The organism is Halobium salinum, assembly GCF_026586625.1.
GTDB lineage: Archaea > Halobacteriota > Halobacteria > Halobacteriales > Haloferacaceae > Halobium > Halobium salinum.
This window is the reverse complement of record NZ_JAODIW010000006.1, coordinates 391,703-409,907: the sequence shown is the minus strand read 5'-3', so window position 1 is coordinate 409,907 and position 18,205 is coordinate 391,703. Positions and strand designations below refer to the sequence as shown.

The following is an 18,205-nucleotide window of genomic DNA, read 5'->3' as shown; positions in this document are numbered from 1 at the left end:
CCGCTCGGCCGCCGGCGGCGCCGACGCCCGCGTCGGTCAGCGGCTCCGGACGGACACGACGCCGTCCTCGTCGAGTTCGACGACCGCGTCGACGAGCGACGCGACGCTCTCGACGGTCCGCTCGTCGTGTGCGAGCGGGTTCATGTGGAAGTGTGCGAGCCCGCCGGCGGCGTACACGCGCCCGGTGACGACGTGGAGGAACTCGAAGGTCGTCTCGAGGTCGACGTACTGAACCAGCGCCGTCACGGAGTCGAAACAGACGACCGTGCGTCCCTCGGTGCTTCGCCAGCGGTGGAGGTACTCGTTGATGGCGATGCCCAACCCGGTGAGGTCGGTCGGGGTGGAGACCGCTCGGACCGGTGACGCGTGTCCGGTGGTCGACGCCCCTCCCCCGTTCGGTATCGAGCCCGTTCCGGCGTCGGCACCGCGCCCACCGCCGACCCCGGCCGCCGTCCCCGCCGACCGCGACGATTCGCCGACGCTGATGACGCCGACCTCGCCGTCGCGACCGCCCGCCTCCCGCCAGCGCCGGAACTGGGTGTCCGGGGAGTTGGTGTAGCTGACCCACAGGACGTTCTCCGCCGACCCGGTGCCGAGACCGAGGAGGCCACAGCAGGTCGACTCCTCGGCGTCGAGGAAGGACGGAGCGAGGAGGAGGACACTCGCGGCGTCCGCCGGTATATTCTCCGAGAGCGGTAGGTCGTGGACGTCTGACACACCAATCACCTGATACGTACTATCGGATGTACGCGGAGCCACGACTAAAGCGTTTGCACCGTCCCCACTCCGTGCAGACGGTCACCCGAGTCGTTCGACCTCGAACGCCACGCCGTCGGGCCGGGTGGGGGTCTCGTCGACCGCGTCCCCCTGTCTCTCGCTCTCGGCGAGTAACTCGAGAACACGGTCGTGTGCCGCCGGCGCCGACTCGGCGACGACGACGACGCCGGCGACGCGGTCGTCGCCGGCGGCGCGGTAGGCCGCGAGGTCGCCGTCCTCGCCCTCGAACTCCGTGGCGTAGGTGCGGAGGACGGCGAGCACCCGCCGTTCGGCGGTCGCGAGGTCGACCTCCCCTGACTCGAACTCTCGGAGCGCGTCCTCGACGTTGCGGAGGGCGGAGATACGGTCCATCGCCTACACCACTTTGTACTGGTCGGTCGCGGGGCTGTACACGTCGCCCTTGCGCCGGAGGTTGTCGAGTTCCTTGCTCACGCTGTCCTCGTCGATGCCCGACTCGGCGGCGAGGTCGACGATGGCGTCGATGGGGGCGCCGGGCTCCTCCTCGTACTCCCTGTCGACCTCCTTGATGATCTCCTTGATACCCTTGATGCGGTCGCGCTGGGACTTCGAGGTGCCCGTCTCGACCACGTCGGCGTCGAACTCGCCGGTCTCGGGGTCGACGCCGATGGCTTCGAGACAGGACCGGGTAATCTCGGTGGCGCGTTCCGCGTCCTGGCGTTCGACGGTGTCCGAGAGCCGAACCCGAGCGCTCGCCTCCGAGAGGCGCACGAGTGCCTCCAGCTGACGAGCCGTCACGGGAACGGGCGCGTCCTCGTCGAGCCCTTTCGAGCGCAGGTCGACGTAGAAGTCCCGAATCTGCTCCTTCGCCTCGTCGGTCATCGTCGGGAAGCAGTTGCGCTTCGAGTAGGCGATGTACTTCCGCAGGAGGTCCTTGTCGATGACGGGGGCGACCTCCTCGGTCACCTCGTCGACCTCCTCGGCGCTGAAGTTCGAGGTCGGGAGCTGGGTGCGCTGGGTGTTCAGCTCCCCGGCGTAGTTCGTCTTCAGGATGTGCTCGGCGAGCATGCTGTCGTGGTCCGGGTCCGGCTTGTCCGTCACCGTGAAGATGAGGTCGAACCGGGAGATGAGCGCCGGTTCGAGGTCTATCTGCTCGCCGATGGGTTCGTACTGGTCGAACCGTCCATACTTCGGGTTCGCCGCCCCGAGCAGCGAACAGCGGGACTTGAGTGTGGCGTTGATGCCGGCCTTGGAGACCGAAATCTTCTGCTGTTCGAGCGCCTCGTGCATCGCGGAGCGGTCCTCGGGACGCATCTTGTCCAACTCGTCGACCGCGGCGATACCCTTGTCGGCGAGGACGAGCGCGCCGGCTTCGAGCGACCACTGCTGGCCGTCGCCGAAGTCGTCGCGGACGGCGGCAGCGGTGAGACCCGCGGAGGAGGACCCTTTCCCGGAGGTGTACACCGACCTCGGGGCGACATTCTGTATGTATGAGATCATCTGGGAGTTGTGGGAGATGACGCCGCTCGAAACGTAGTTGTGCGTCCCCTCGACCTCGAGGTCGTACACCCAGTCGTACTCCGGCTCGACGGTCTCGATGGACTCGATTCGCTCCCACCCGACCGGGCCGTCGGCCAACGAACGAAGCGACGACACGTCTCGTGCAACCGCCGACTCGACGCCCCCGTCGGCGATGGCTGCCGAATCGTCGTCGAGTGCCGCTTCGAATGCAGTTACGACCGCCTCAAGGCTCTCTCGACTTGGGTTCCTGTCACCGCGCTCGTAGTGTTGATACGTCGACCGCGGGAGTCCGCACTCCGCCTGCGTGAGTCCGACTTCGTTTCGGATTCGACGGAGGTCGTTCCCGATGTTCGGGACGACATCGAGGTTCGTGTTCGACCGCACACCCTCGTACTGTGCTGCCGTGCGCCGCTTGCGCTCCGTGACGAAGCCGACACGGTCGACGTACGTTGCGAACTGCTCGCCGCCAATACGGAGACGGTAGCTGTCGTTCTGTCGTGGGTGGAGTTGTGTCGTGATACCGAGCGCGAGGAGCAGGCGCCGAACGTCCTCCAGCAGGTCGCGACTCATCGACGCGACCGAAATCTCACGCTGGGTTTCGGAGACGTGAGCTTCCCCTTCGATGTACGCTCGGAGGAAGGAGACCGTTGTTTCCTCGGTGGAGCGCATAATCGCTTCGGGCACTCGCTGTTCGGCCGAAGTCTCCAACATGGCTGGTTCGAGGGTCGTCAAGAAACTGACGAACTCACCCGAACCACAGACGATTTCACGAGCGTCCTTTCCGTCGTGGGGAGCGCGCTCGAAGTAGTTCAGCCCGAGTCGCTCGAAACCGCGAGCGACTTCGTCCAGAATCTCTCGGTCGTTGTTCGTCACCGAGACGAAGCCGGTGTTGTCGGAGCGCTGCTCGACGTACCCTTCGGCGACAATGTACCCGACGAGGCGGGCGAGCCACGGTGTCCACTCGTCCGGAAGGTCGAGTCGGACTGCGTTCGCCGACTTCGACCGCCGGTAGTTCACCTCGAGGCGGTCGTCGCCAGCGACGGGGAGACGTCGGGGCGTCGCGACGAAATCACCCTCTCTCAGGTCGTCGGCGATGACCGGGGAGAACCGACCACCGGACTGGACGAACAGTGGGTGCGACGGCGTAACCTCCAGTTCGTGACCGGTCGACGTTCGAATGCGGTACATCGTCTCGGGGGCCTCGCGCTTCCAGACTTTGGTCGCACGCTGAGGGGCGAGTGAGCCGTCAGTCTGAAGCGATGGCACGTCGAAGTCGACGTCGTCCCAGACGCCGTCGTCGATGGGTTTCGGGTCGTTCAAGTTCGACTCGACAAGGTCTCGAATCCGGGGTTCGCTCCCGTCTGCGAGCGTGATACGCGTGTCGCCTCTGACGCATTTCCCGGTACCAGGATCCCCTATCAGCAGCATGTGGAGGTCGCCCCGAATCCGCGAGCCGTCCGGGAGGTGTTTCGTCACGCCCGAGAACAGCTGGAGGAGCATCGCGAGCTTCTCCTCCTCGTAGCCGTAGATGGCGGGTGCGATGGAACCGACCATCTCCTCGTAGATGCTCTCGTGGTTCGAGAGCTCGATGATCTCCTTTTTGTCCTCGTCGGTGATGTCCATGTCCTCGAACTCCTCGTCCTCGATGGCGATGGACACCCCGTCCATGTAGAGGTCGAAGATGGCGGACTTCTCCTGGCCGTTCGTCACCTGCTCGATGTGAAGGACGCCGACGACGGTGACGTGGTCCCCCGCCGTGACCTTCCCGGTGATGTCGTCCTCAACGTTGATGTCGATGGACTGTGGCGTCTCGCCGCCGCGGAGCCCCTCGGGGGACTCCTGTACCCGGAGCTTCTGGGAGTCGATGAACTCGGACTGGTCGAAGTTCACCCGGAAGGGACCCTGGCGCTCACAGCCCTGGCACTCGTGGGGCTCCTGGAACGCGCCGTCGGACTGGGGGATGTACGTCATCGTGCCGCAGCGCTGGCACTCGAAGGCGGCCTCGGTCACCTTGGGGCGCACGTCGGTCGCCTTGCGGACGATGCCCTGCACGCTGACGAGCGTGCCGACGTGGTTGTCGTGGACCCGGATACCGCGGATGTCGATGTGCTCCGGGAGGTTGCGCAGGCGGACGTGGGCCTGACCGAGGCTCACGTCGGCCGGGAGGTCGTAGAGCCGGAGGGCCTCCTCGGCGTACTCCTGGAGCTGTTCGGGCTGCGAGCGGTAGTCCTCCGCGAGGTCGGGGTCGAACGTGTAGAGGTCGTTGTAGTCGACGTAGAGCGAACGTTGTTCGTTGGGGTAGTTTTGGGCGAGCGTCCCGATTCGGTCCCGGTAGTAGTTCCGATAGAACTGGATGAACCGGTCGGTGAGCTCCTGATTCCCGGCCTGAGCCATTGCGATGAGCTTAGTGCCTCCTCGTGTAAGAACTGTCGCCTCGGACCGAAAGTGAACGCGAGGGGGAGAGAGGGCAGAGAACGAAACAGGCGGGCCAGACGGGTCAGAACCGCTGGCTGGCGGTGACTTCTCGCGGACTCGGCGGGCGGAACGCCGCCGAGGGGCCGGCGTCGAGACCGGACTCGGCACCCGCCTCGATAGCCGCCACGCGGTCGCGGTCGAATCGGACCACGTCACGCCCCGAGTCGTGGGTCAGGACACCGCGCGAGTCGAACCGCGGGAGGATTTCGAAGTGCAGGGCGTTCGCCACCGCGCGACGGTGGTCCGCCGGGTCGCGGTCGCCACGGTACTCGCGGCGCAGGACCTCGTTGACGAGCGCGTCGAACGCGACCGTCGACCCGTCGGCGTCGGCCAGCACCGCGACGACGTGCCGCGGGCGCTCGTCGGTCGGGGCGGTCACGGGGGCTTCGGTGGTGCTCATATCAGTTCTCATGAATGGAAGGTACATAGCCTGGGGAGGCCGTTGGGAACTGTTGCAGACTGTTTCACGCCGATAATGGTCTGAATTACGGAGTTTTCGTTCTGAGCAGAGAGACAGAATGCCCGGTCGAGTCGGCGTCGACCGAAGCGCAAGGCAGCGACACGGCTCGACAGTACCCGAGCGACCATCCGAAACGCGCTCACGGACCGCCCTGAGCTCTACGGGTTGGCTCGGCAGGGGGACTCAACGAGGGGCGGCAACGACGGCGAGAACCGAGCCGATATTGACACCGAACCACCCGTTGGAGCGGGATGTCGGTATTCTTAGACACAGAGTGTGGGTGTGTCAGTACCCGACTGTCGATCGACCCGGGTACCCCTTCGAGGTAAGATCCCACGTATTGATCAGTCTATTCCGGATTAGTAGTGTCACTGCTCAATTTCTTCGCTACTGCATTAATAAGATAGATTGCTGAGACGAGTCCTAAGGATGGAGGATACGCACGTTCGTTGAGATGCTCAATCAATTTCTGAGACATATTGAGTGGTCTATCCCCTGTAAACACGTCATCGATGGATTCGAAATGGGCACCCTCAGATATGATTGGAACTGCATCTATACTGATGAATTGATCGGTAGCTGGCCCCCAATCAACGTCTTCATCGACAAGAACAATTGTAACCAGATCGGGTTTCCCCAGCCGTTCGATCCTGCGTGTGACACCAAGCACACAGATTTCAATGATATTATCAGCTCCGATACCGGTTTCATCTTCAACGATATCTTCGATTTCAGTCCGGAGTCCCTCGGTACGAACGGTCTCGTAATCAAATGATCCACTGAATGACAAATGCTTACTATTACCTTCAACTGCGACCGTCTTACCACGGACTGAAAGTAAGATCTTGCCGTCAGTAGTGACAACGAGGCCTCCGCCGCCGAAGTGGTTTGAGAATGGGGATTCTGACAGAGGGATCGTTTCTCCATCCGTATCGAAAAGGAGTGGAGCCGTTAGCTTTCGGATAGGTGCGGGACTTTGGGGAGGATAGTCAGGACAAAAATTCGTCAAGAAGCTCCGATAGTACGTCGTCTTGGAATATACGAACCCCTTGTCGTCAAACCCATCGAGACGCATTTTTTCTTCATTTTTGCGTCCCTCTTGGAGGAACATCTCACGGATATCCTCCTCATACGGTTCAAGCAGCGATTGCAATCGGGTTGGGACCTCATAGAGACCACCGTTATCTGCTTCAGGCTGGTCCGAGTCAACGACCTGTGTACAAGAATATCCACTTACTGAACGCAGTTTTTCAGGTACGTATTCAACCGCGAGTGGGACTTCGGGTCGTATCCCCGGTCTGAAAACGCGCCCAATCGGGTCTGGAAGCGTGGCAATAATCGTTTCTGTGAGCGGATGGGTTGATCTACCTTTCCACGCGGCGATCTCGTCCAAACGGATGAAGTCGGGATGAACAGATCGATTGTTGTCGTAGATATTTTCGTATGACTCGAGAATGCGCGGGGTGGACTCGATTCGTCTACGTTCGACCGTTCGAACATAAGGCCGAATCACGTCGAGCGAAAAATAAACACCTACAACACCACCGATAACTCCTGCAAGGAGATTAATCGAAAGTGGAGTGAGGATACTGGGCACGAACCACCAGATGAGGCCGTATACAGCGGTTAGTAACACCGCGAGCAGCATCCACACACGAAAGGTCGGTTCTTCGCGTATTGCGAATACCTGTTTCGTGCTATTTGCAAATCGGCGAAGGACTGCCTGAATAACAGATATAATCGGAACCATTAATACCCAGAATTGTGCCATAGATGATAAGACAGCCAAGCCGGCATAAAAAGGCATCTATGATTGTGATCACAAGCGTAGGTACTACGAATCGATGATGCACAGCGTAGAGATTGATTGCGAACACTCCACAGCAGTAAGCGATGATGGATGGGGCGCCAACGAGGATATCGTGACGATACAGTCAGAGAGCGCGTGGGTATTGGATGGAGCTACAGGACTTGGTGATATTAACTGTACTCCCTGTGAGAGTGATGGACAATGGTACGTTACACAGTTCAATGAATACCTCAAGAATCACATTAGGGACACGGATTCCTCGCTTGAGGGTATCGTCAATGACGGTATCCGTGACACCGCTCAGCGATTCGCTCGCTTCAAACAGGCTCGTGAGCTTGACGATGCCCATCTACCGTCCGCAACATGTGCCATCTGTCGGATCGAGAATGGCGTACTGGATGTGTTCGTGTTAGGTGATTGCTCAATTCTTATCGGCCGCAATAACGAGCTGTTCGGTCGCGTTTATGACTCCCGGATTGATCCGCTTGATGCGGACGTCGCACACCAGATGCAAACCCTCGTCCAGGAGGAGGGGCTCTCTGTCTCCGAAGCGAGAATGGAGTGTCTCCCTCTTCTTCGAGCAAACCGGCGGAAAAAGAACAAACCAGGTGGATACTGGGCCCTTGGGATGGAGCCGGCAGCGAGCGCTCAAGGATTAACTCGTCGGTATACTCTTGAAGAGAGAGACGTCATTTATGGAATGACGGACGGGTTCAGCGCGCTTGTCGACACCTATGACCAGTTCATGTCTTGGGAGGCTGCTCTCGGATTTTTAGAACAATCAGGGCTTGAGGAGGGAGTAGAGAAAATACGACAAGCCGAGAAGGATGATCCAAAATGCCTCATGTATCCCCGAACGAAACCAGCAGATGACTCAACCGCGTTCCGGGCACCACTGATGCCGGGTGTGGAGTAACTTAGGATGACTGACAGCGAGCACAGTGAGTATTCTGTTACCGCATTTGGTGCGTCATCCGGTACCAACACAGAAGATACATCAGCGATTCAGGCAGCAATCGATCAGTGTGGAGATCTCGGCGGCGGAACAGTAGTTTTTCCGCCTGGCGAGTATGTTACCGCACCGGTGTTTCTAAGGGACAATATTACCGTTAGAATCGAAGCGGGAGCTACGGTCCTCGGGTCGCTTGATATTGCTGATTACCCCGCCACCGATGGACGGTGGGAAGGGTATGAAAGAGAAGTGTATGCTTCCCTATTCACTGGCCATGATCTATCGAATGTCGCAATCACCGGCCGTGGAACGATTGACGCACGTGGCCAACCATGGTGGAAAGCGTACGAAGATGCTTCCGCGTCACATACACTCGGTCGAGACAATCCCTATCCGGCCGGACTTCAGTTAGAGTACCCACGCCCCCGTATTGTTAACCTCTATTCGTGCGAAAATGTGCTTATAGAGGGAGTAACAATCAGAAATTCGCCTGCCTGGACACTCCATTTCGTCTACTGTGAGGGGGTCACGGTTCGAGATGCTACGATAATCAACCCGTTTGACACGCCGAATACGGATGGCATCAACCCAGACTCATCTCGCAACATCTCGATTTATGATTGTGACATTTCGGTCGGAGACGACTGCATCGCGCTTAAGTCTGGCTGTGATGAGCAAGGGCGAAAGATCGGTGAGCCATGTGAAAACGTCACTATCTCCAACTGCAGGATGACTGGTGGTTACTGTGGCCTCGCTATCGGAAGCGAGACGGCAGGTGATATTCGAAACGTTACACTCTCAAATTGTATTTTTAACCGACTCCTTTCTGGTGTTCGAATTAAAAGCAAACAGGGTCGAGGCGGAATCGTCGAAAACATCAATGTGGCCTCAACGATATTCAGCCAGATATCTCAGAACGCAGTTGAGCTAACTATGTTCTTTGGGGGAGATGACCCCGCCAAGCCCGTTGACTCAGATGGGACCCCCACGTTCGATAATTTTAGCTTTTCCGACCTCATCGTTGACACAGTTGAGCATCTTATCAAAGTTGACGGCTTACCTGACAGCCCGATTCGTCGGATCTCGTTCTCGGGGATTAGAGGCAAAGATATTGGATCACCTGGGACCATCGAACGAGCCATAGACGTCCGCATAATGGCGGAACTGGATAATATTGAGGATTTGGCCGTCTCCGAAAGTGAGAACGTGCGGGTCGTTTGATCGAACTGTAATAAACCGGCGGGAGAGTTCCACTTCGAATCAATGTCGGCCGTCCGCCGGTGTCGGTCTGACTCTGAGGTGAATAATCGCCTGAGGTTCCCTTGATAGCGTCTCCGCAGCCTTGATTCGACACTTTTCATACGTTAATAGAGGCTGGGGCGTCACCTACGGATCAGACGATCTGGGAAAACTGTATAACGCATCACAGTCGATCGTGTTCTGGAGTGGCTCAGTAGTTAGAGTTATACCGCATGTGAAACGCTGCGATGCTTAACAGTCGGCTACAATTATTCAGTACTATACTAAGCGTAGCTTTCCAACTGTTTCTAATTGTGACGGAAGTAATAGAAAATGGCTGCTGTGTGCTAAAACGATATTCATGCATCAGGGAATGACCTCACCATCGGTTGTTGCGCCTGATCTGACAACTGAACCGCCCGAGCAATGTAGAGTGCCACCGTCGAATGCTATTAGGGGACACCCGCACCGATCGCTGTAGCTACCGCTGTTTGAACCGCGGCGTCTCGGTCCGCAAGGGGGGTCAGTCGGTCGCCCCGTCCCCCTCACGACCTCCATCTGGGGCAGCGACACCCCCGTTCGAAACGGTCGTGGATGGCCTCCCAGCCGGTCGGGCGTACGAGTCGTCGCGACTACCGAAGTCCCACGTATAATACGTCTCCATACGGGCGAGTTCGGCAACCTCGTCGTCGGTGAGGTCGTCGAGGCTGACGGTCGCTAACTCGACGTCGCCGTGCTCGCTCACTCGGTGGAGCCCGTCAGCATGCCAGACGAACGCGCGGCCGTCGTCAGGCGCCCGCTGACGCGTCAGGATCCCGCGGTCGACGAACGATGCGAGGACGTGTTGAACCTGCCGTGTCCCGACGTCGACCGCCTCGTGAGCGACGATGTCAGCCGTTCGCGGCGCGTCCAACTCTTTGAGCGCGGCGAGGACTTGTTGCTCCCCCTCGCTGCGTGTCGAGAGGGCCCGGCCCTCGCCCGCAATGGGGGCCCAGTCGGGGAGCGTGTTCGTGTGGACGTAGACGACCGCACCGTCACCGTCACGACCGAAGCGCATCGCTGCCTGAAACGTCTCGTGTTCGCGCATGTGGGTCAGGATCTCGTCACTGACGTCGCCGTAGCTGAGGCCTGTTCCCCGTTGCGTGGGGTCGGATCGATCGACCGCGTCGACGGTGACGTGGTCGTACGCTGCCCAGCGCTGGACGAAGCGGTCGCCGTAGTGCTGTGACCCAACGACCACCCCGACGCGCGCATCGGCGAACTGGTTCGAGCCGAGAACGTTGCCGTAGTGGGCTCGTGCGCCGACTTGATCGGTAAGCCCTGCGGCAGCGTACTCCTGTTCGGCGGTTGCGGTCGTGATGAGCGCTGGTTCCTGGCCGTGTTCTGCGGCGACGGCGTCGAGGAGGGCGTCGTCGCGCTCGACGTTGACGTACTCGGCGGTGTTGTACGTCTTGACGTAGTCAGTCGTTCGGACGACCTGCAGGCCGAGCGCGTCCCGAATGTACGCCTGCCGCTCGTCGTCGCCCGACAAGACGGGTCGGTGGGTCGGTTTACGCCCCAGCGCTCGGTCCCACATCCGTTGGGTTGGCGTTCCATCGAGCGCGACGACACTCCGTGCGTATCGAAGATTGGGTGGGCACAGCACCCGAACCTCGCCCGCCTCGCGATCGTGGAGGCCCACCCGTCGCTCGCCTAGCGCCGCGCGTTCGAGGCCGTTGCCGAGGTCGTCACTACGCAGCAGCGTCAAAACGGCCAGCGGCGCGGCCGCGTGCCCGCCGTCGTAGAACGCCTGCTCGCCGTCCTGCTCCACGTCGCTGGGCGCAGGTAGGGCTGCCAGCGCCTCCGTCCGTCGTGCCTCGTCGCTCCGGCCCTCCAGCAGGTCGGTAAAGCTCTCGAACGGCACCTCTGGGCGAGACTGCAGGTAGGTCGTCACAACCCATTCACGGTCCGACAGCACCGTCTCGTAGGCGCCGGGGAACTCGTCGACGACGACAGCTCGACCCTGGACGACCGACCCGACGTGCGCGTGGCTGTAGTGGCCGATGAGTACGTCGTACTCGTCGGGATCAATCGCCCGCCAACGCGCCGAGTACGGACAGGACTGGCCCTCGTATTGCTGGCAGCCGAGGGGCTCACCGGTCTCGAGTTCGGCGTAGGCGTGGATGTCGCGCGGCGACGCACTCCGCTCGTACCACGTCCACACCTGGTCGGCAGCCGCCTCACCGTACTCCCCGGCAGCTGTGAGACACTCGCTGAACGCCGGGAGGGTCGTATGCGACAACCCGTGATCCTCACACCATGCCCCCAGTTGCTCGTACTGCTCCTTGCGTCCGCGGCCGGTCAGGAACGTAATGGGCACGTCCGACTCCGCCGTACCCCACGCCGGGACAAACGCGCGGTAGTCACCTGATGTGCTCGCCGAGTCGTTCCATCGGTGGACGACGGTGTCCTCCGCGACGCACCGGGCGTCGATGCGGTCGAGCGCGGCGAACACGTTGCGAATATCGTCGGTGGTCTCGTCAGCGGCGGTCACAGACGGTTCGTACTCGGTGGCGTCGAATGCGTCGAACTCGTGCGCGGCGTTCTCGCCGGGCATCGGGAGCTGATCGTGCTCGTCGAGGAGCGCGCGAAGCTCGTCGTCGTCCCACTCGGCAATGTCGGTCGGCGTTCCAGGAACGTGCTCGCCGGTGAGCACGCACACGTGTTTGCCGGTGTAGATCTCGATCTCGGGAATCTCGTCGTTCGCTCCCCACGGCTCGCTATCGATCGCGAACGTCGCTTGCGTGAGCCCCGCTGGGAGTGTCCCGCGGTAGTTCGCGTGACTGCCGCTCCCGGATGTCGAGATGTCGGTGTACGTCGCGCCGAGTCGCTGGAGGATGTCGATAAACGCCGGATGAACAGCGCCCGTCTCTGGGCAGCGGACATCGTCGCCATCGACGAATCCGTACGGGTCCTCGGCCTGCTGGAGGAAGACACGCCCCTCGAGATGCGGGTCGTCCTCGGCGATGGCGATAGTATCGCCATCGACGCAGTTCTCCGTAAGCCCCCACTTCCAGCGCGCGTCCTCGTCCGGATCCGCCTCTGGGTGATCTCGATCGGCCCACGGAGCGAACAGCTGCTTGCTGCTCTGCCCGGCGCGCCCCACCCATTGCTCTCGTTCGTGGAGTTCGGCGGCCAGACACCGCATTCGGGACTTGTGAAGTCAGCAGTCGCGTACGGCTCGGTCGACGTGTCTATTGGTGCGTCCGCTGTAGTCGTCTCCTCCCTACCTGGCGCGGTGTGTGTATGTTCGTGTGTGACGGTCTGGAGATGCTGCGTGCAGAGAGTCCCGTCTCTTGCGGGTTCAACTGCTTCTCGCTCACACGACGGGAGCGTACACTGTCGAGCAGGCGGGACGCCCCCCGTCACGGGTAGCACCTCCGGTCGTCTGCCCGGGCTGGACACGCCTAGTCCTCATCGAGAATGAACCCCCCGCAGAAGTCGCAGATGGGGAGCTCGATCTCGATGATTTTGCTCACCGCGACCACCCCTCGCGATGGAGATCACATTCCCCCGTCTATGTGGCGCAGAAGCGCTAAAGCGCTTAAATACGGATGGGACCGCCCGGATTTGAACCGGGGTCACGGGCACCCAAGGCCCGAAGTATACCAGGCTAACCCACGGTCCCGCGCTTCGGACTTGCGCCGACCCACTCAAAACGGTTTCGTTCGGTCGGGCGTACGCGACGGCGACTCACGGGGTCAGTGGCCAGAAGTAGGCGATGCCGAGCGTCGTCACGACCGCGAAGATGGCCTGCAACGGCCCGCCGACGCGGAGATAGTCGGTGAACCGGTAGCCGCCGGGACCGTAGACGAACAGGTTGGTCTGGTAGCCGACGGGCGTCATGAACGCCGTCGACGCCGCGAACGTCACCGCGAGGACGAACGAGAACGCGTTCGCGCCGAGGTTCACTGCCGCGTCGACGGCGACGGGCACCATCAACACGACGCTCGCGTTGTTGCTGATGACGTTCGTCAGGAGTGCGGTGGCGACGTAGAACACCCCGAGCACGGCGAGCAACGGGAGGAAGTCCGCGGTGGCGACGATGCCGTCAGCGAGCAGTTGGGCCGCGCCCGTGTTCTCCATCGCGATGCCGAGCGGGATGACGCCCGCGAGCAGGAAGATGACGTCCCACTGCACCGAGTCGTACACCTCCGTGGGTTTGAGACAGCCGGTGAGCACCATCGCCAGCGCGCCGGCGATGGCCGAGACGACGATGGGGAGCACGTCGACCGCGGCGAGGCCGACGACCGCGGCGATGATACCCAGCGCGACCGGGATGCGCTCCTTCCGGAAGTCGCGGCGCTCGATGCGCTGGGCGACGATGAAGTCCCGGTTGGCGTCGAGACGCTCGACGCTCTCGATGGTCGCCTGGACGAGGAGGGTGTCGCCGACGCGGAGCGGGACGCGGTCCATCCGCCGGCGGATGAGCTCCCCGCCGCGACGCAGGGCGAGCACGGTGGCGTCGTAGCGCTGTCGAAAGCTCGCGGAGACCAGCGACTCGCCGACCAGCGCCGAGCCGGGAGCGACGACGACCTCGACGAGGTTCTGACCCCCTTCGGCGACTTCGAGCTCCGACTCGTCGACGGTCACCGGCACGAGGTCCAACCCCTCCGCGTCGAGCAGCTCGAGCAGCGTGTCGCGGTCGGTCCGGATGGTGAACACGTCGCCGGCCTGTATCTGCTTCGGGCCGAGCGGTTCGAGGAACGTCTCCTCGCCCCGGATGAGCTGGAGGAGGTCCACGTCGAACTCCGTCTCGACGAGCGCGCGCTGGACCTGCTGGCCCAGGAGCGGCGAGTCCTCGCGGACGACCACCTCGGTGAGGTACTCCCCCATCTCGAACTCCTCGGTGAGGTCCGTCCGGGGCTTGATGCGCTCGGGCGTGAGGTAGCGCCCGACGGTGAGGAGGTACGCGATGCCGACGACCATCACCACGAGTCCCAACTGCGTGAACTCGAACATCGAGAACGCGCCGACGCCCAAGCGTTCGGAGAGCTGGGAGGCGAGGATGTTCGTCGACGTGCCGATGAGCGTGAGCATCCCGCCGAACATCGAGGCGTACGACAGGGGGAGCAGGAGCTTCGAGGGCGACGTTCGCCCCCGCTCGGCGAGGTCGGTCACCATCGGCAGGAGGATGGCGACCGCGGCGGTGTTGTTGATGAACCCCGAGATGGGGGCGACGACGCCGACGGTCGCGCTCAGTTGACGGGTCTCGTCGCCCTGCGTGAACTCGGCGATCTTCGCCCCGAGAATCTGGACGAGCCCGGTTCGCTGGACCCCGTCGCTCAGGATGAACATCGCGAGCACCGTCAGCGTCGCCGTGCTGGCGAACCCCGACAGCGCCTGTCCGGGGAAGTCGCCGACACCGGTGCCGAACAGGTCGATGGGCCCGGGGAGGATACCGTAGCTCGCGAGCGTCCCCGACACCCCCTGTACCAGCATGAGTGTCACGAGGATGCCGAGAGCGGTGATGTCCGCCGGCACCGGCTCCCACGCGAAGAACACCAGCGCGAGGAAGACGACAGCGAAGACGACGACGATACCCGGCGTGAGCGCAACCACACCCGGGAGACGACCCGACCCGGCAAAAGGGTAGGGGAAGCGACGCGACTCCGTCCCGTGGCGACGTGCGGGCGCCGACGCGGCGCAGAACCCGGCCGCGAACCGACGGCGACACACGGCCACCACGCCTCCGTTCGACCGGCCCGCGTGTGCCGCGAGTCCGTCGACGGCGTCGGATGCAGCCGCCGGAGCCTTTCGTTCGATTCTCACGCTCGGGTAAACTTATCAGGCGACCGCCCGATTCGCGAGTGTATGTCACGCTCCGCCCTCCACGCGGTCGCGCTGGCGGCCCTCCTGCTCACCGCCGGCTGTGGCGGCCTGTTCGGCGACGCCGGACCGAGTCCCGGGGCAGACGACCCCACTACCAGCGGTACCGTCGAAACGACCACCGGGACGACGTCGAACGCGACCGTGTCCGACGCGGGAGCGACCACGGCCGACGAGTCGGGCCGTCTGCCGCCGGGCGTGACCGAGCGCAGCGTCGAGGAGCCGCTGGCGCTGTCGAACGCCCATGCCCGGTCACTGTCGAACGCCTCGTACACGGTCGACGCAACGTGGACGGTTCGCTCGGCCGGCGACGAGTCGCCGAGCGCCGTGGTCTACCGCTCCAGCAACGCGGGCAGAATCGTCAACGAGAGCCGGTACAACCTCTCTTTCGCCGTCTCCGGGAGCGAGGCTGACGCCTACTGGATGGGGTCGGCGTCGACGTCGTTCTACGCCGACGGCGAGCGCGTCGTCCAGCGAACGACGAGGAACGGAACCACGTCGTACGGCCTCGTGACCGACCCGGCGGGAGAGACGGACGTCGCCAGTCCCGGACAGCTCTCCGGCTGGGACCCGACTGCGAACGACCGACTCTACAGCGTCTTCAGCGCCGTCGACACGATGCTCGTCGGAACGGAGACAGAGGCGAGCGGGGACGAGACGCTCGCCCGTATCGAGGGGTCGGGCGTCACGAACCCCGACCTGCTCGCCGGGAACCCGAACGTCACCGACCCGCGGAACGCCACGCTGTCGGCGACGGTCGGTTCAGAGGGTCGGGTCCGGAGCCTCCGCGTCGCCTACGACGCGACGTGGGCGGGCGGCCAGCGCGACGGCGAGCCGGTTCGGGTCGAGTGGACGCTCGACTACAGCGATTACGGGGAGACCACCGTCGACCGGCCGGCGTGGTACGACCGGGCGGTGGATGCCGGGGCCGTCTACGGGGACGGTGGGCGGAACGGAAGCGGCGAGAACGCCAGCGCGACGACGACGACAACGCGCCCGGTGAACGTGACGGCGACCGCGACCGAGACGGGGGAGTAGCCGCGGCCCGTTACATCACATCTCCTCGTCGGCCAGTTCCATCTCCGCGACGATTTCGTACGGCGCCAGCCCGGTCCGAATCCCGTCCAGAATCCTGAAGGCGTCCTTCGGCGAGAGGAAGTGACGGGTGACGGCCCGGCCGAGCGGCGTCGGCTCGAACCCGTCGATGAACTGCCACTCCAGCAGGCGGGCGACCGCGCGCCGGGTGTCTATCTCGCCGAGCATCCGGTCGTTGAGCACCTTCGCGCGCTTACCGGCGACGGTGACGTTCGCGAGCGTCTCCTCGGCGGCCGCGGCCTCGTCGTAGTGGGAGGTGACGTCCTCCATCTCCCCCTTCAGGAGTTTGAACGCCACCTCGTCCTCGGTCATCTCCATCGAGCCGTGATAGGAGCAGTCGGGTTCGACGAGCATGTAGACGGTCCCCTTGTCGTGGTAGTCGGGGCGGCCCGCACGGCCGAGCATCTGGGAGAACTCCTGCACCGAGAGCCACTCGATACCCATGGCGAGCGAGTCGAAGACGACCTGCGAGGCGGGGAAGTCGACCCCAGCGGCGAGGGCGGCGGTGGTGACGACCGCGGCCAGGTCCTGGTTGCCGAACCGGCGCTCGACCTGCTTTCGCTTCCCGTAGTCGAGGCCGGCGTGGTACGGGGCCGCGTCGTACTCCAACTTGCGGGAAATCTGGTGACAGCGTCGCCGGGAGTTGGTGAAGATGATGGTCTGGCCGCGGTACCCCTTCGAGGACTTCGTGTCGAAGGCGCGCTTGACCAGTTTGTTCTCGATACGCATCTTCTCCTGGCCGTCGGCGAAGGTGAGGTGGCGCTCGATGGGGACCGGCCGCTCCTCGAACTCGATGAGCGTCGCGCGGAGACGCTTCGCAAGCCACTCCGGATTCCCCACCGTGGCGGAGAGGTACACCCACTGCGCGCCCGTGTAGTTCGGATTGGAGCCGGACTCCGCGCGCTGTTCACAGTAGTGTTTGAGCCGCGATATCATCCCGTCGAGGCGGTGGCCCCGTTCGTCCTCCTTCAGCGTGTGGACCTCGTCGATGACGACGGTACCGACGTCGCCCAAATCGCGACCCGTCCGGAGCGCGTGGTCGATGCCCTCGTAGGTGCCGACGATGACGTCCGCGCCGGGGTCGAAGCGCTGGCCGCTGTCGTTGATGCGCGAGGCGCCGACGCGGAGGGTCACGTCCACGAGGTCGCCGTAGCGCTCCTCGAAATCCTCGTGTTTCTGGTTCGCGAGGGCGACGAGCGGGACGAGAAAGAGGAGTTTGCCCTTGCCTTCGAGCGCGCGGTTCACGCCGGCGAGTTCGCCGACGAGCGTCTTCCCGGTCGCCGTGGCGCTCACCACGAGCTGGTCGTCGCCGTCGAACAGACCGTTCCTGACCGAGAGGGACTGGACCGGGAGGAGGGTGTCGAAACGGTCCTCCGTGAGCCCTTGGAGGTCCGGGTGGAGGTCCAACTCGGCGGTCTCGACGGCGTTCACGTCGTCGACCGTCGCCGAAATCTCGTCGAACTTCGTCAGGTCCGGGTCGAGGTTCCCCTGGAGGAGGTTCGTGATGCGGTCTAAGTCCTGCACTTCGAGCAACAGCTCTTCGAGGCGCTCCTGTGCCGCGCCGGTGAGGCCGCCGTTGCCGGCGAAGGAGAGTTCGCGTTCCAGCTCCCGGACCGCGCAGTCCTGACAGATGTAGTCGCGGTCGGCCTTGATGGCGGTGTCGTCGGTGATGGGCGAGTAGCGCCCGGCACCGGCGCAGTACCGACAGGTGCGGACGACCAGTGCTTCGAGCTGGTAGCCGTCGAGCATCTCCTGGAGTTCGGTGCGGCCCGGCCGAGAGGTCTGCTGGGAGATGCGGATGCGGGAGGCGCGGCGGGCGAGTTCGACGAACAGGTCCGGGTCTCGCGGGTCCTCGGTGGAGTCGCGTTTGACGCGGAACTTGCCGGGGCGGGGGCCCGCGGAGGTGTCCTTGAGTTCGAGGACCCCGCGGAAGACGCGGTCGCCACCCTTGTTCGCGACGACGGTGTAGCGGTCGCCCACCTCGTGGAGAAAGAGGGTGTCGACCTGTGCGACCTGCTGAGACACGGTTGAATCTACTCTCTTGGTACGA

General features: G+C 62.9%; 11 protein-coding genes and 1 tRNA gene. 3 read left to right on the top strand and 9 right to left on the bottom strand.

Translation table 11 applies throughout. The annotated features are described in order from the left end of the window. Positions 1 to 36: 36 nt before the first annotated feature. From N5095_RS05395 to N5095_RS05375, 5 genes are all read right to left on the bottom strand, one after another. Positions 37 to 717 carry a DUF7504 family protein gene (locus tag N5095_RS05395; protein ID WP_267621712.1) on the bottom strand — a complete coding sequence of 227 codons (681 nt, stop codon included), beginning with the start codon at positions 715 to 717 and terminating at the stop codon, positions 37 to 39. Positions 718 to 798: 81 nt separating this feature from the next. Further along, positions 799 to 1,128 carry a DUF7854 family protein gene (locus N5095_RS05390; protein WP_267621711.1) on the bottom strand — a complete coding sequence of 110 codons (330 nt, stop codon included), beginning with the start codon at positions 1,126 to 1,128 and terminating at the stop codon, positions 799 to 801. A gap of 3 nt (positions 1,129 to 1,131) precedes the next feature. Then, positions 1,132 to 4,650, bottom strand: a complete 3,519-nt coding sequence (locus N5095_RS05385) for an LAGLIDADG family homing endonuclease (protein ID WP_267621710.1) — start codon at positions 4,648 to 4,650, stop codon at positions 1,132 to 1,134. A 103-nt stretch (positions 4,651 to 4,753) separates the two neighbouring features. Further along, positions 4,754 to 5,131, bottom strand: coding sequence for a DUF7344 domain-containing protein (locus N5095_RS05380; RefSeq protein WP_267621709.1), 378 nt, complete (start codon positions 5,129 to 5,131; stop codon positions 4,754 to 4,756). A gap of 409 nt (positions 5,132 to 5,540) precedes the next feature. Next, the gene (locus N5095_RS05375; protein ID WP_267621708.1) at positions 5,541 to 6,962 is read right to left on the bottom strand and encodes a hypothetical protein; all 1,422 of its coding nucleotides are present in this window, start codon (positions 6,960 to 6,962) and stop codon (positions 5,541 to 5,543) included. Positions 6,963 to 7,035: 73 nt separating this feature from the next. Between N5095_RS05375 and N5095_RS05370 the strand changes: the two genes are divergently transcribed. Together N5095_RS05370 and N5095_RS05365 are read left to right on the top strand one after the other, a co-directional pair. After that, positions 7,036 to 7,917: a protein phosphatase 2C domain-containing protein gene (locus N5095_RS05370; RefSeq protein WP_267621707.1), complete on the top strand. Its 882-nt coding sequence runs from the start codon at positions 7,036 to 7,038 to the stop codon at positions 7,915 to 7,917. Between the two features lie 6 nt (positions 7,918 to 7,923). Further along, positions 7,924 to 9,174, top strand: a complete 1,251-nt coding sequence (locus N5095_RS05365; protein WP_267621706.1) for a glycoside hydrolase family 28 protein — start codon at positions 7,924 to 7,926, stop codon at positions 9,172 to 9,174. 541 nt (positions 9,175 to 9,715) lie between these two features. Here the strand turns inward: N5095_RS05365 and N5095_RS05360 are convergent. The 3 genes from N5095_RS05360 to N5095_RS05350 all read right to left on the bottom strand — a co-directional run bounded on the left by N5095_RS05360 (position 9,716) and on the right by N5095_RS05350 (position 14,793). Further along, positions 9,716 to 12,379 (bottom strand): MarR family winged helix-turn-helix transcriptional regulator, encoded by a 2,664-nt coding sequence (locus N5095_RS05360; protein ID WP_267621705.1) that lies wholly within the window; start codon positions 12,377 to 12,379, stop codon positions 9,716 to 9,718. Between the two features lie 407 nt (positions 12,380 to 12,786). Next, positions 12,787 to 12,859, bottom strand: a tRNA-Pro gene (locus tag N5095_RS05355). A gap of 65 nt (positions 12,860 to 12,924) precedes the next feature. Beyond that, positions 12,925 to 14,793 (bottom strand): SLC13 family permease, encoded by a 1,869-nt coding sequence (locus tag N5095_RS05350; RefSeq protein WP_267621704.1) that lies wholly within the window; start codon positions 14,791 to 14,793, stop codon positions 12,925 to 12,927. 252 nt (positions 14,794 to 15,045) lie between these two features. Between N5095_RS05350 and N5095_RS05345 the strand changes: the two genes are divergently transcribed. Next, on the top strand, positions 15,046 to 16,098 hold the full coding sequence (locus N5095_RS05345) for a hypothetical protein (RefSeq protein ID WP_267621703.1): 1,053 nt from the start codon (positions 15,046 to 15,048) through the stop codon (positions 16,096 to 16,098). 15 nt (positions 16,099 to 16,113) lie between these two features. Here the strand turns inward: N5095_RS05345 and N5095_RS05340 are convergent, their stop codons facing one another. After that, complete coding sequence (locus tag N5095_RS05340; RefSeq protein ID WP_267621702.1) at positions 16,114 to 18,180, bottom strand: DEAD/DEAH box helicase; 2,067 nt, start codon at positions 18,178 to 18,180, stop codon at positions 16,114 to 16,116. Positions 18,181 to 18,205: the final 25 nt, after the last annotated feature.

What these genes read in the sequence shown, in the direction of transcription:
- N5095_RS05390 (WP_267621711.1), bottom strand. Translation starts at nt 1,128, where the DNA reads ATGGACCGTATCTCCGCCCTCCGCAACGTCGAGGACGCGCTCCGAGAG.
- N5095_RS05385 (WP_267621710.1), bottom strand. Translation starts at nt 4,650, where the DNA reads ATGGCTCAGGCCGGGAATCAGGAGCTCACCGACCGGTTCATCCAGTTC.
- N5095_RS05380 (WP_267621709.1), bottom strand. Translation starts at nt 5,131, where the DNA reads ATGAGCACCACCGAAGCCCCCGTGACCGCCCCGACCGACGAGCGCCCG.
- N5095_RS05375 (WP_267621708.1), bottom strand. Translation starts at nt 6,962, where the DNA reads ATGGCACAATTCTGGGTATTAATGGTTCCGATTATATCTGTTATTCAG.
- N5095_RS05370 (WP_267621707.1), top strand. Translation starts at nt 7,036, where the DNA reads ATGATGCACAGCGTAGAGATTGATTGCGAACACTCCACAGCAGTAAGC.
- N5095_RS05365 (WP_267621706.1), top strand. Translation starts at nt 7,924, where the DNA reads ATGACTGACAGCGAGCACAGTGAGTATTCTGTTACCGCATTTGGTGCG.
- N5095_RS05360 (WP_267621705.1), bottom strand. Translation starts at nt 12,379, where the DNA reads ATGCGGTGTCTGGCCGCCGAACTCCACGAACGAGAGCAATGGGTGGGG.
- N5095_RS05345 (WP_267621703.1), top strand. Translation starts at nt 15,046, where the DNA reads ATGTCACGCTCCGCCCTCCACGCGGTCGCGCTGGCGGCCCTCCTGCTC.